The organism is Staphylococcus sp. SB1-57, from assembly GCF_017086425.1.
GTDB lineage: Bacteria > Bacillota > Bacilli > Staphylococcales > Staphylococcaceae > Staphylococcus > Staphylococcus warneri_A.
The window spans coordinates 1,069,916-1,083,296 of sequence record NZ_CP070964.1 but is presented as its reverse complement, the minus strand read 5'-3'; the positions used below and the strand labels follow the sequence as shown (position 1 = coordinate 1,083,296).

Sequence of the window (13,381 nt, the reverse complement as noted above, 5' to 3'; positions counted from 1 at the left end):
TGTATCGTCATTAAACATTAAGTACCATTGTCTCATAATTCATTGAACTAAAATAAGAACCACACGCCTTTATGAATTCAATCATTTTAGGGTGTGGTTCTTAATATTTAATCTTCATCGAAAAACGTCACTTTAAAGGTCGAACCCTCATTTAAACGACTAATTACACTAATTCTTCCATTATGCGATTCAACAATATGCTTAGTAATCGATAATCCTAACCCAGTACCGCCGGAATCCCTACTTCGTGCTTTATCAACTCGATAAAATCTTTCAAAAATATGTTTTTGTTCCTCAGCACTAATACCTATACCAAAGTCTTGAATTTCTAGGTTAACCCTCTTACCTTCACGATACACACTTACAATAACTTTATTATCATTGGTTGAATAATTGATGGCATTAGATAATAAATTGGTAATAACTTGAGCAATTTTATTTTCATTTGCTTTGAAAATAACATCACGTTCAATTTTAGATTCAATTGTTATATTTTTATTCTGAGCTTGATTTTGTAAATTATCTATCGTTGTATAAGCTAATTCAGATAAATTCATATAACTCGTTGTTATTTCATTTTGTTGCTCAATATGCGATAAATCTAGTAAATCCATCACAAGTGATTCGATTCTATTCGATTCTTTCAGGATGATATTTAAGAACATATTAAGCGATTCTTCATCGTTTTTAGCACCTTCAATCAATGTTTCAGCGAATCCTTTAATTGAAGTAATCGGTGTTTTAAGTTCGTGTGAGACGTTAGCTACAAATTCTCGACGTAGGTTTTCTAACTTTTGCAAATTAGTAATATCATGCAATACGACCACCATACCTTGTAGCTTTTTCTTCGATTTAGAAAGTATTGGTACACATGATACATCAAAATATTTTGTATGAACATTATTGATATCTACTTCAATCTGATCATAAATCACTTTCTCAGTTCTAAAACTTTCCATGATTAACTTTTCAATTTTATCATTGATAAAACCAATATAACTTTTATTTTCCACACTTTGTTCAGGACTAAATACTTCATAATATGCCGAGTTCGCTACGACAATTTCACCATGTTTATCAATCATTAATACTGAACTTGGTATATTTTCTAATGTCGTTTTTAATCTATTAGATTGGATTTTTTGTCTATTATTTAATTTCTGTAACCGTCTTGCAAGCTCATTTGTCGTTACAAACAATGCTTTAGTTTCTTTGACGTTGCTTTCGGGTACACGAACATGATAATAACCATCCGCCAATAATGAAGTAGCATATGTTACTTCATTTATGGGTCTAATATATGTACGATTGATACTTCTACTAGCTAGATAAACTGTAATTAATACAATCACACCTACAATTGATAGGTACTTCCACATTTCTTTTTGCAGGTCTAATATTTCATCATTAATTCCACTTATGTAAACAGTTTTATCATCAATTTGACTTTTAAACGTATACTTCAAACCAAGTTTCGTATTTTTATGAATCAATTGTGAGGGGTTTGCCTCGTTATCTATACGTTTATCTATCTTTTCTTTTTCATCAGTCGTGAATATCACTTTATCGTTTTTCTTGATTACGATTATATTCTCTTGATTATTAGCAATATTTTTAATCTCACTTTTTTTATTATCGTTATATAAGCTGACATAGTTACGCGATTCTTTTTCAAGTTCTTTTGTCTGATTTTGTGTTAATGTTTGATAAATCATGTTGTGGACAATTGCACCTAAACCTATAAAACTAAAAATCGTAATAGTACTAATTAATATTAAAAGACGATGGTGGAATTTCAACATTAACTTTTAGGACGCTCCAATTTATAGCCTAATCCTCTAACAGTTTTAATTAATTTAGGTTGTTTAGGGTTCTCTTCTAATTTGTCTCTCAAATGACTAATATGGACATCAACGATACGAGAATCACCTGCGAACTCGTAATTCCATACAGAATTCAACATATGTTCTCTAGTAATCACACGACCTTGTCGTTCAATAAGATAAAGTAATAATTCAAATTCTTTTGGCGTAAGTTCTAATAACTCATCATCTTTATATACTTCAAAAAATTCAGGACGAATACGGATTGAATCAATAATAATATCCTCATCATCTGTTTCACTTTGTTCAACTTCATTGACGAATTGTGAACGTCTTAAAATTGCTTTTACTCTTGCCACGACTTCTCTTGGTGAGAAAGGTTTAGTCATATAGTCATCAGCACCTAGTTCCAAACCTAATACCCTATCAAATTCATCATCCTTTGCCGTAAGCATAAGAATAGGTACTAAATTTTTATCAGATCTAATTGTTTTACAAACTTCAATACCATCTTTTTTAGGTAACATAACGTCTAAAACAATTAAATCTGGTTGAGACAATTCAACCTTTTGTAGTGCTTCTTCACCGTCATAGGCTACTTCTACTATGTATCCAGCTGTTTCTAAATTATATTTAAGTAACGTAACGATCGATTGTTCATCGTCAACGACTAATACTTTTTGTGACATGATGTGCCTCCCCCATTTAAATTACATGTTTATTATAACTGATGTTTAAATACAAATAACATACCTACACATCAAATTTACATAAACTTAACAATCCAATTATAATGATACTTATATTAAGCTAACATTGGATTAATATTGTCATTTCATTAATTAAACTATCATTTTTTTATAATAAATGATATTGAAACACTAGTAATTTACAAAATCTTAATAAAAAAACGGATTGGTTTCCCAATCCGTTTAGTTCAATATCATCTATTATTTTAAGTTTTTGATTAATTCGTCAGCAAACTCTGAAGTTGATACTTCTGTCGCACCATCCATTAGACGAGCAAAGTCATAAGTAACTATTTTAGAAGCGATTGTTGCTTCTATAGAGTCTGTAATTTTATCAGCAGCTTCTTGCCATCCTAAGTGTTCTAACATTAATACTGAACTTAATAGTTCAGAAGATGGGTTTACTTTGTTTAACCCAGCATATTTAGGTGCTGTACCATGAGTAGCTTCAAAGATAGCATGACCAGTTTCATAGTTGATATTTGCACCAGGTGCAATACCAATACCACCTACTTGAGCAGCTAATGCATCTGAAATGTAGTCACCATTTAAGTTCATTGTAGCAACAACTTCATGTTCAGATGGACGAGTTAAAATTTGTTGTAAGAAGATATCAGCGATTGAGTCTTTAACGATAATTTTACCTTCTTGTTCAGCTTTTGATTGTGCTTCATTCGCAGCTTCTTTACCTTCTTTTTCTACAATTTCATCATATTGTTGCCAAGTGAATACTTGATCAGCAAATTCATTATGAGCTAAATCGTAACCCCATTGTTTAAATGAACCTTCAGTAAATTTCATAATGTTACCTTTGTGAACTAAAGTTACAGCTTTACGGTTATTATCAATTGCATATTGGATAGCAGCTCTAACTAATCTTTCAGTACCTTCTTTAGATACTGGTTTAATACCAATACCTGAAGTTTCTGGGAAACGAATATTTGTTGCGCCCATTTCATCTTGTAAGAAGTCAATTACTTTTTTAACTTCTGGCGTACCTTCTTTGAATTCAATACCTGCATAGATATCTTCAGTGTTTTCACGGAAAATAACCATATCTACGTCTTGAGGGCGTTTAACTGGTGATGGTACACCTTGGAACCAACGTACAGGGCGTAAGCAAGTAAACAAGTCTAGTTCTTGTCTTAATGCTACGTTTAATGATCGGATACCGCCACCGATTGGAGTAGTTAAAGGACCTTTTACAGCAATTAAATATTCTTTAATAGTGTCTAAAGTTTCTTGTGGTAACCATTCACCAGTATTGTCATATGCTTTTTGTCCAGCTAAAACTTCTTTCCATTCGATGCGTTTTTCGCCATTATATGCTTTTTCAACTGCAGCATCGATAACACGACTAGCTGCTTTCCAAATATCTGGTCCGATTCCGTCACCGATAATGAAAGGAATAATTGGTTCGTTTGGTACATTTAATCCATCTTTAGTTTGAGTAATTTTTTCTGCTGTCATAAAATTTGACCTCCAAGTAATTTGTTTGAATTCACCTAATACTATAGATGATTTGATTATCTTTCTTCAATAGGAACGTATTTACGATTTGTTTCACCAATGTAATTCGCTCTTGGACGCATGATTCTATTATCTCTATATTGCTCAAGAATATGTGCAATCCAACCTGATGTACGACTTACTGCAAAGATTGGTGTAAATAAATCATGTGTAATGTCCATACTGTGATAAACTGACGCACTAAAGAAATCGACGTTAGGAATTAATCCTTTTTCTTCCTTCATGCGTTTTTCAATAGCTAATGACATTTCATATAATTCGCTTTGTCCAGTTTCTTCAGTGATTTTTCTACTCATTTCTCGTAAATACTTAGCACGTGGGTCACCTTCTTTATACACACGGTGACCGAAGCCCATAATTTTTTCTTTATTAGCTATTTTTTTGTCTAAATAGTTATCTACATTGTCTAATGAGCCTACTTCAGATAACATAGCCATCACGCGTTCATTAGCACCACCATGTAAAGGTCCTTTTAATGAACCAACAGCAGCAACAATACCTGAATACATATCAGATAAAGAAGATACTGCACAACGAGCAGTGAATGCAGATGCATTTAATTCGTGATCAGCATGTAAAATTAAAGCTTTGTTGAAAGCTTCTTCCTCAATATCAGTTGGTAATTCACCTTTTAACATGTATAAGAAGTTTCCAGCGTAGCTTAAATCTGAATTTGGTTTTAATGGTTCTTTACCTTCACGTACACGTGCGAAAGCTGTAACTAATGATGCAATTTTAGCTTGAATACGAATTGCTCTTTCATATTTCTTTTCATCTGATTCGTCTTCAGCATCTGGATCGAAATGAGCAATGTATGATACTGAAGTACGTAATGCAGCCATTGGATGTACTTTATCAGTTACGTACTCTTCAAAATGTTTATACACTCTAGGATTAAGTGTCATATACTCATATAATTTTGATTTAAGTTCTTGTAATTCTTCTTTATTTGGCAATCTATAGTTCCATAATAAAAAGATGATTTCTTCAAACTGGGCATTTTCTGCAAGATCGTCAATATCATATCCTGCGTATGTTAATTGACTATCGATGATTGAGCTGATTTTAGTTTCAGCTGCAATTACCCCTTCCAAACCTCTTTGTAATTCTGCCATGATAAATTTCCCCTTTACTATTTCTTTATGAAATGGCTTTCAACTAGTATTATAGCTAATTATTAAGTTTTTGTGAAACAAAATAAATTACTATATATATGTAAGTTTGGTATTGATTCATATATAACATAAATGTTAAAAATGTTCTAAGTACCATGAAACCAACATTTTGGCCTTTTAAATTGTTTTGAAAATTAAATTGAATACAAAGTTTTTATTTGGTTATCAAGCTTGATTAAAAAATACTAATTATCTAGGAGTGTATTTTAACACTTTTTTAATAAATAAATTGTATAAAAAGCTATTTAAGTGCATAATATAATTATCTAAAAGTAAGGGAGAGGTCTTATGGCTGATAATCTACAAAGAGAATTGAGCAATCGCCATGTGCAATTAATTGCTATTGGAGGCGCTATTGGGACAGGATTATTCCTGGGTGCTGGACAAACGATTGCCATGACGGGTCCCTCAATACTACTCACGTACATCTTTATTGGATTCATGCTATTCATGTTTATGCGTGGATTAGGTGAAATTATTATTCAAAACACAAGTTTCAAATCATTTGCGGACGTAACTAATACATATATAGGTCCATTTGCAGGATTTGTTACTGGTTGGACATATTGGCTATGTTGGATAATTACTGGTATGGCAGAGGTTACCGCAGTAGCTAAATATGTTAGTTTTTGGTTTCCACATATTCCTAACTGGATTAGTGCATTATTCTGTGTACTTATTTTGATGTCATTTAACTTACTAAGCGCTAAGTTATTTGGTGAATTAGAGTTTTGGTTTTCTATTATCAAAATTGTAACAATCATAGGGTTAATTGTTGTTGGGGCTGTTATGATCTTATTTGCATACAAAACGCAATTTGGACATGCAAGCTTAACTAATCTATACAATCATGGTATTTTTCCTAAAGGAGCATCAGGATTCTTCATGTCATTCCAAATGGCAGTGTTCTCATTCGTTGGTATCGAAATGATTGGTGTAACTGCCGGTGAAACGAAAGATCCTGAATCAACTATTCCAAAAGCTATCAACAGTGTACCAATTCGTATATTAATCTTTTATGTTGGTGCCCTAGCTGTGATTATGTCAATCATTCCTTGGGATAAAGTCGATCCAGATAATAGTCCATTTGTTAAACTATTTACACTTATTGGAATTCCATTTGCAGCTGGTTTAATTAACTTCGTTGTATTAACTGCTGCAGCATCATCATGTAATAGTGGTATTTTCTCAAACAGTAGAATGTTGTTCGGATTATCTGATAACAAACAAGCACCACCTGCGTTTAGCAAAACTAACAAGAACGGTGTGCCACATGTAGCAATTATTGGATCTTCAGCATTATTATTAATTGCAGCACTATTGAATTACATTTTCCCAGATGCAACATTAGTGTTCACATATGTAACAACATTATCTACTGTATTGTTCCTAATCGTATGGGCTTTAATTATCATTGCTTATATTAATTACAGTAGTAAAAATCCAGAATTACACAAGGCGTCTACATATAAATTACCTGGTGGTAAATATATGGGCTACGTCATCTTATTATTCTTTATCTTAGTATTCGGTTTATTATTTGTTAATGAAACAACTAGACGTGCAATTTATTTAACGCCGTTATGGTTTGTAATATTAGGATTAATGTATTGGAGATATAAAAAAGCAAGTACTGCATCTAAATAGTCTTTAACAAAATAAAAATGAGCCAGTAAATGATTTATCATCAATTCATTTACTGGCTTTTTTATATTTAATATCAATATTACTTATGGTCTACATATTTAACTAATATAAAATATATTTTTACATACACTAATGATGTATCAGATCATATTAAAAACGAGTTATAAAGCAAAAAACACCACTTCCAATTTTAATAGTTTGGAAGTGGTGTTTCTGATTTCATCATCAATCTATTTAATTAAAATACTGTTAATTAAAGTACGTTAGCATAACCTTCGAATACTTTACCGTTAGCTGCATCAACAGTAACTAACATATCATCTTTAATTTCTTTTGTAGCATTTTCAACACCTACTACCGTTGGAATACCTTTTTCTAAACCAACAATAGCACTTGGTGATGTAATACCATTTTCTTCAGTGATTAAACCAATAGCTTGATCTACGTATGGTACTAATGTTTCATCTACAGAGTTAGTGACGATGATTTTATCACTTAAATCAACACCTTCTAAATCACTAGCAGAATCAGCGACAACAGCAGTACCTACTACTGATCCACGACCTACACCTTGACCTTTAGCAATTTCATCACCAACTAAGTGAATTTTCATCATATTTGTAGTACCTTTTTCACCTGTTGGTACACCTGCAGTGATAATAATTAAATCACCATTTTGAACTCTTTCAGTTTCAACTGCAGTTGCTACTGCATTATTTAATAATGCATCAGTGTTTTTACGTCCTTCTTTAACTACTGGGTAAACACCCCAAACGATAGCACATTGGCGTGCAGTTTTTTCACTCGGTGTTACAGCAATAATGTCTGAATGTGGACGATATTTAGAAATTGTACGAGCTGTTGAACCACTTTCAGTTGCAGCAACAATAGCTTTAACATTTAAGTTTAATGCAGTATGTGCCACTGAGATACCAATAGCATTCACTAATGATGTTTCAACTAATTTAGTTCTGTCAGATAATAATTTTTTATAGTCTTGTGCTGCTTCTGCTGAAACTGCAATGTTTCTCATTGTTTTAACTGCTTCTTCTGGGTATAAACCTGCAGCAGTTTCACCAGATAACATTACTGCATCTGTACCATCATAGATTGCATTCGCAACGTCACTAGCTTCCGCACGAGTAGCACGTGGATTACGTTGCATAGAATCAAGCATTTGTGTAGCTGTGATTACTGGTTTACCTAATTTATTACATTTTCTAATTAAGTCTTTTTGAACCATTGGTACTTTTTCAGGTGGAATTTCAACACCCATATCACCACGAGCTACCATTAAACCATCAGATACTTCAAGAATTTCTTCGATATTATCGATACCTTCTTGGTTTTCAATTTTAGGGAAAATAGTAATATTTGCTTTTTCTTGTTCTAAGATTTCACGAATATCTAAAACGTCACTTGGACGACGAACGAAGCTTGCAGCGATGAAATCTACATCTTCTTTGATACCAAATCTAATGTCGTCTGCATCTTTGTCAGTGATACCTGGTAAGTTTACTTTCACACCTGGTAAGTTAACACCTTTTTTATTTTTTAATTCTCCACTGTTTAAGATGTCACATTTAACTTCACCTTTATCATGGTCAATGTCTTTAACTTGTAATTCAACTAAACCATCATCTAATAAAATATATGAACCTACTTGAACATCGTTGATTAAGTTGTCGTAAGTAACAGAGAATTTCTCTGGCGTACCTTCAACTTTTGTCATGCTTACAATAACTTCTTTACCTTTTTCTAAATCAATGATGCCATTTTTCATATTATGTGTACGAATTTCTGGCCCTTTTGTATCTAAAAGGATAGCTACTGTTTTATTTAAACGTTTAGCAACTTTGCGAATTGTATCAATTCTACCTTTATGTTCTTCATGGCTTCCGTGTGAAAAGTTCAAACGTGCCACGTTCATACCAGCATTCATTAATTTTTCAAGCATTTCTTCTGATTCTGAAGCTGGTCCAATAGTACATACAATTTTAGTCTTTCTCATTTTAAAATCCTCCTGAAATTTATATAGATAACTCTTTAGCTAGTTGATAAATTTGTTGATCAAACTTATGACTTGAATGACCAAATATTTCATCGAATGGTGTCGCTGTTAATTGGTTATGTTTAATACCAACACCTTTGGCAGTTTCACCTTTCTTTAATAATTCAACGGCGTGGCCACCTAATCTTGATGCTAAAACACGGTCAGCTCCTGAAGGGCTACCTCCACGTTGAATGTGTCCTAATACTGAAACTCTTGTATCAATATTAATATATTTACTTAATTCATCAGCACATTCTTGACCGCTCATACATCCTTCAGCAACCATAACGATTGAGTGTTTTTTACCACGTTTAATACCTTGCTCTATCTTTTCAGCTACTTCTTTAATATCTGTATCAACTTCTGGTACGACAATCGTTTCAGCACCTACAGATAAGCCTGCCCATAGCGCTAAGTCACCACAGTCACGACCCATTACTTCAACGATAAATGTTCTTGCATGACTTGATGCTGTATCACGAATTTTATCGACTGAATCAATAATCGTATTAAGTGCTGTGTCGAATCCAATCGTAAAGTCGGTACCGTTAATATCATTATCGATTGTACCAGGAATACCAATGGTTTGTATTTCTTTACACTCTTCACTTATACGTTGAGCGCCACGGTAACTGCCATCCCCACCAATAACTACTAAGCCTTCAATTTCTCTTTTACGTAGATTGTTAATAGCAACTTTACGTACTTCTTCTTCTTTAAATTCAGGACATCTTGCTGAGAATAAGAATGTCCCACCACGTTGGATAGTATCTCCAACTGATCCTAATTCAAGTTTATGAATATCATCTTCTACTAATCCTTGATAACCGTGATATACACCATAAACTTCAATATTATTGTAAATTGCTGTACGTACAACTGCTCTAACGGCAGCATTCATCCCCGGTGAATCTCCACCGCTAGTCAAAACTGCAATTTTCTTCATGACGACATACCTTTCTATAACTAGATTTATCTTCAACTCTAAATTACCACAAATTTTTTACTTCTTCCATCAAAAGAAAGGAGTTATATTGATGTAAACGTTTTTAATTTTGACTTTTATTTTAACAATATTAAAAATAGAGTAATAGTCTATAAAATGACTACTACTCTATTCCTCTTTATTCTACAAAAGAACCTATATTTCTAAATTTATTAAAGCGATCTTCAACTAATTGTTCCTTATTAAGCTGTTCTAATTCATTTAGATGAGTAACAAACGCCTTTTTAATAGATTGCGCTTGAGTCTCCATTTCTTTATGTGCGCCGCCAAGTGGCTCGTTAATCACATCATCTATTACCTTTAATTCATGTAAGTCATGTGCTGTGATTTTCATTGTTTCTGCAGCAATTTTAGCCAAATTACTGTCTTTCCATAGTAATGCTGCTGCACCTTCTGGAGAAATAACAGAGTACGTACTGTTTTCAAGCATTAATACTCTGTTAGCAATACCGATACCAAGTGCACCACCACTACCACCTTCACCGATAACGACTGCAATGACAGGTACTTTTAAAGAAGCCATTTCTATTAAATTGGTAGCAATAGATTCACTTTGCCCTCTTTCTTCAGCTGCCTTACCAGGGTATGCACCTTTAGTATCAATAAATGTGAATATAGGTCGATTAAACTTTTCAGCCTGTTTCATAAGTCTTAATGCTTTTCTATAACCTTCTGGATGTGCCATACCAAAATTACGATAAATATTATCTTTAGTATCTTTACCACGTTGTTGACCTACAACAGTTACTGCCTTTCCATTTAAGTAACCAATACCGCCGATCATAGCTGGATCATCTCTAAAATTACGGTCTCCATGTAATTCTATAAATGAATCAAAAATCATAGGGATATAATCTAAAGATGTCGGTCTGTCTGGTAATCTAGCTATTTGTACTCTATCCCATGGTTTTAAATTTGTATAAACTTTTTTTGTTTCGCGTTCTAAAGAAGCTTCAAGCATATCGATTTCTTCTTGTAAATCAACATCATTCTTTTCTTGAGATTCTTTTAACGAATCAATTTTCTTTCTAATTTCAAAAAGTGGCTTTTCAAAATCAAGCATTAGCTTTTCACCTCTTGATGCAGATTTAATATATTAGCAAGTGTTGTTCTCATGTCTTTACGATGTATTACTTTATCAAGTTGACCATGTTCCAATAAAAATTCAGCAGTTTGGAAATCTTCTGGTAATTTTTCATTAATCGTTTGTTCAATCACGCGTCGTCCAGCGAAACCGATTAATGCTTTGGGTTCACTTAAATTAATATCACCCACTGATGCAAAACTTGCAGACACACCACCTGTAGTAGGATTCGTAATATATGAAATATATAGTAATCCTGCGTCAGAATGTCTTTTTAATGACACACTAGTCTTACCCATTTGCATTAATGAAATAATACCTTCTTGCATACGGGCACCACCACTTGCAGAGAATAAGATAAATGGTAATCGATGCTCAGTACAATAATCAATGATTCGGCAAATTTTTTCACCAACAACTGAACCCATACTACCCATTCTAAAACGTGCATCCATTACGGCTACACCGTATTCAATACCATCTAATTTAGCAGTACCAGTCACAACGGCTTCATTTAAGTCTGTCTTTTTCTGATCCTTTTCAATCTTCTCAATGTAACCAGGAAAATCTAAAGGATTAGCAGATGTCATGCCTTTATCAAATTCATTAAATGTATCTTCGTCAGAAATTGCTTCGATTCTTTTGTAAGCAGATAATGAAATATGGTGGTCACAATTGAAGCATACATTTAAGTTCTCATCTAATTCTTTGGTATACATGATCTTTTTGCATTTTGGACATTTAGTCATGATTCCTGCTGGTACATCATTTTGTTTAGAATCTTGAACTGTTAGATATTTCTTTTTCTTTGTTCGATTAAAAAAATCTTTAAACATAGGGAAACCTCCAAAAACCTCTGACCTTTATAAGGATTAAATTTATACTCATGAAGCATTTATAATTATGTATAGTGATAAAGTACTATAACGACATTTGTAACTTACACGTTATAAATGTCGTTATAATTAAACTTCATCCAAATATAGTATTCTATATGAATATATTTATCAATATTATTTTAAATCTGTTAATTTCATTGTTTTATCATACACATCTTGTGGATCAACTTCAATTCGAGCTACACCAGATTCCATTGCTGCTTTAGCAACCTCACGAGCAACAGATGGCGCAACACGTTTATCGAATGGTCCAGGAATACAATAATTTGGTTCTAATTCTTTACTATCGATTAAGTCTGCAATCGCTTCAACTGCAGCTTTTTTCATTTCTTCGTTAATATGGGTTGCTTCTGTATCCAATGCACCTCTAAATATACCTGGGAATGCTAATACATTATTAATTTGATTTGGATAATCTGAACGTCCAGTTCCAACAACTTTCGCACCAGCATCTTTAGCATCGTTAGGATTGATTTCAGGATTAGGATTCGCCATTGCAAAAATAATTGGATCTTTGGCCATGCTCTCTACCATTTCTTTAGAAAGTAGGTCCACAATAGATACACCTATAAATACGTCAGCATCTTTAATAACTTCACTAAGTTCGCCTTCAGTTTTATCTTTGTTTGTCCATTTAGCGACGTATTCTTTTGTGTCATTCATGCCATAACTTCTTCCTTCAAATATGGCACCTCTTGAATCACACATAACCATATTTCTAACACCATATGAATAAAGTAATTTCACAATAGCTATTCCTGCTGCGCCTGCACCATTAAGAACGACTTTAATATCTGATAAATCTTTATCAACAATTCTAAGTGCATTGATTAATCCTGCCATTGTCACTATCGCTGTACCATGTTGATCATCGTGGAAGACGGGAATGTTGGTCTCTTTTTTCAATCGCTCCTCGATTTCAAAACAACGTGGTGCTGAGATATCCTCTAAGTTTATACCACCATAATTAGGTTGGATTAATTTAACTGTCTTAATAATTTCCTCAGTATCAGTTGTATCAAGTGCAATAGGTACACCATTCACACCAGCAAAACTTTTGAACAACACAGCTTTACCTTCCATAACAGGAATACTAGCTTCAGGGCCAATGTTACCTAAACCTAATACTGCGGTTCCATCAGTAACGACCGCAACTGTATTACCTTTAATTGTATAGTCATATACTTTTCTTTCATCTTCATGAATTTCTTTACATGGTTCGGCAACACCTGGAGAATAAGCCAGACTTAATTCTTCTTTATTGGTAACTTTAACATTAGGCGTTACTTCTAATTTTCCTTGGTTTTCTTTATGCATTTCTAGTGCTTCGTCTCTTAAAGACATCAAATATCAACCCCTATTTATTTAGTTATAAGAATTAGATGTTGCTAGTTATCATTCAGTTTTTATTATAA

Annotated in this window: 10 protein-coding genes; 1 reads left to right on the top strand and 9 read right to left on the bottom strand. The window is 33.1% G+C overall.

Translation table 11 applies throughout. The annotated features are described in order from the left end of the window. Positions 1-107: 107 nt before the first annotated feature. From pnpS to JX000_RS05365, 4 genes are all read right to left on the bottom strand, one after another. The gene (gene pnpS / locus JX000_RS05380; protein WP_206140972.1) at positions 108-1,802 is read right to left on the bottom strand and encodes a two-component system histidine kinase PnpS; all 1,695 of its coding nucleotides are present in this window, start codon (positions 1,800-1,802) and stop codon (positions 108-110) included. Then, on the bottom strand, positions 1,802-2,512 hold the full coding sequence (locus JX000_RS05375) for a response regulator transcription factor (RefSeq protein WP_002452220.1): 711 nt from the start codon (positions 2,510-2,512) through the stop codon (positions 1,802-1,804). The genes pnpS and JX000_RS05375 overlap by 1 nt, the downstream gene beginning before the upstream one ends. Before the next feature lie 261 nt (positions 2,513-2,773). Further along, entirely contained in the window at positions 2,774-4,042 is a 1,269-nt protein-coding gene (gene icd / locus JX000_RS05370; RefSeq protein WP_124227829.1) for an NADP-dependent isocitrate dehydrogenase, read from the bottom strand. Between the two features lie 56 nt (positions 4,043-4,098). Beyond that, a complete protein-coding gene (locus JX000_RS05365; RefSeq protein ID WP_124227830.1) occupies positions 4,099-5,217 on the bottom strand; it encodes a citrate synthase in 1,119 nt (372 codons plus the stop codon). A 348-nt stretch (positions 5,218-5,565) separates the two neighbouring features. On the opposite strand from JX000_RS05365, the gene JX000_RS05360 reads away from it, so the two are divergent. Next, positions 5,566-6,924, top strand: coding sequence for an amino acid permease (locus JX000_RS05360; RefSeq protein ID WP_049425475.1), 1,359 nt, complete (start codon positions 5,566-5,568; stop codon positions 6,922-6,924). A gap of 253 nt (positions 6,925-7,177) precedes the next feature. Here the strand turns inward: JX000_RS05360 and pyk are convergent, their stop codons facing one another. The 5 genes from pyk to ystJ form a co-directional block, all read right to left on the bottom strand. Continuing rightward, complete coding sequence (gene pyk / locus JX000_RS05355) at positions 7,178-8,935, bottom strand: pyruvate kinase (protein ID WP_206140971.1); 1,758 nt, start codon at positions 8,933-8,935, stop codon at positions 7,178-7,180. 19 nt (positions 8,936-8,954) lie between these two features. Next, positions 8,955-9,923: a 6-phosphofructokinase gene (pfkA, locus tag JX000_RS05350; protein ID WP_002452215.1), complete on the bottom strand. Its 969-nt coding sequence runs from the start codon at positions 9,921-9,923 to the stop codon at positions 8,955-8,957. 178 nt (positions 9,924-10,101) lie between these two features. After that, positions 10,102-11,046: an acetyl-CoA carboxylase carboxyltransferase subunit alpha gene (locus tag JX000_RS05345; RefSeq protein ID WP_002452214.1), complete on the bottom strand. Its 945-nt coding sequence runs from the start codon at positions 11,044-11,046 to the stop codon at positions 10,102-10,104. After that, complete coding sequence (gene accD, locus JX000_RS05340; protein WP_124227832.1) at positions 11,046-11,903, bottom strand: acetyl-CoA carboxylase, carboxyltransferase subunit beta; 858 nt, start codon at positions 11,901-11,903, stop codon at positions 11,046-11,048. Before accD ends, JX000_RS05345 begins: the two co-directional genes overlap by 1 nt. Positions 11,904-12,080: 177 nt before the next feature. Further along, positions 12,081-13,310 (bottom strand): NADP-dependent malic enzyme, encoded by a 1,230-nt coding sequence (gene ystJ / locus JX000_RS05335; protein ID WP_206140970.1) that lies wholly within the window; start codon positions 13,308-13,310, stop codon positions 12,081-12,083. Positions 13,311-13,381: the final 71 nt, after the last annotated feature.

Bases quoted from the DNA above. Each gene is read 5' to 3' on its own strand.
- pnpS (WP_206140972.1), bottom strand. From the start codon at position 1,802: ATGTTGAAATTCCACCATCGTCTTTTAATATTAATTAGTACTATTACG.
- JX000_RS05375 (WP_002452220.1), bottom strand. From the start codon at position 2,512: ATGTCACAAAAAGTATTAGTCGTTGACGATGAACAATCGATCGTTACG.
- icd (WP_124227829.1), bottom strand. From the start codon at position 4,042: ATGACAGCAGAAAAAATTACTCAAACTAAAGATGGATTAAATGTACCA.
- JX000_RS05365 (WP_124227830.1), bottom strand. From the start codon at position 5,217: ATGGCAGAATTACAAAGAGGTTTGGAAGGGGTAATTGCAGCTGAAACT.
- JX000_RS05360 (WP_049425475.1), top strand. From the start codon at position 5,566: ATGGCTGATAATCTACAAAGAGAATTGAGCAATCGCCATGTGCAATTA.
- pyk (WP_206140971.1), bottom strand. From the start codon at position 8,935: ATGAGAAAGACTAAAATTGTATGTACTATTGGACCAGCTTCAGAATCA.
- pfkA (WP_002452215.1), bottom strand. From the start codon at position 9,923: ATGAAGAAAATTGCAGTTTTGACTAGCGGTGGAGATTCACCGGGGATG.
- JX000_RS05345 (WP_002452214.1), bottom strand. From the start codon at position 11,046: ATGCTTGATTTTGAAAAGCCACTTTTTGAAATTAGAAAGAAAATTGAT.
- accD (WP_124227832.1), bottom strand. From the start codon at position 11,903: ATGTTTAAAGATTTTTTTAATCGAACAAAGAAAAAGAAATATCTAACA.
- ystJ (WP_206140970.1), bottom strand. From the start codon at position 13,310: ATGTCTTTAAGAGACGAAGCACTAGAAATGCATAAAGAAAACCAAGGA.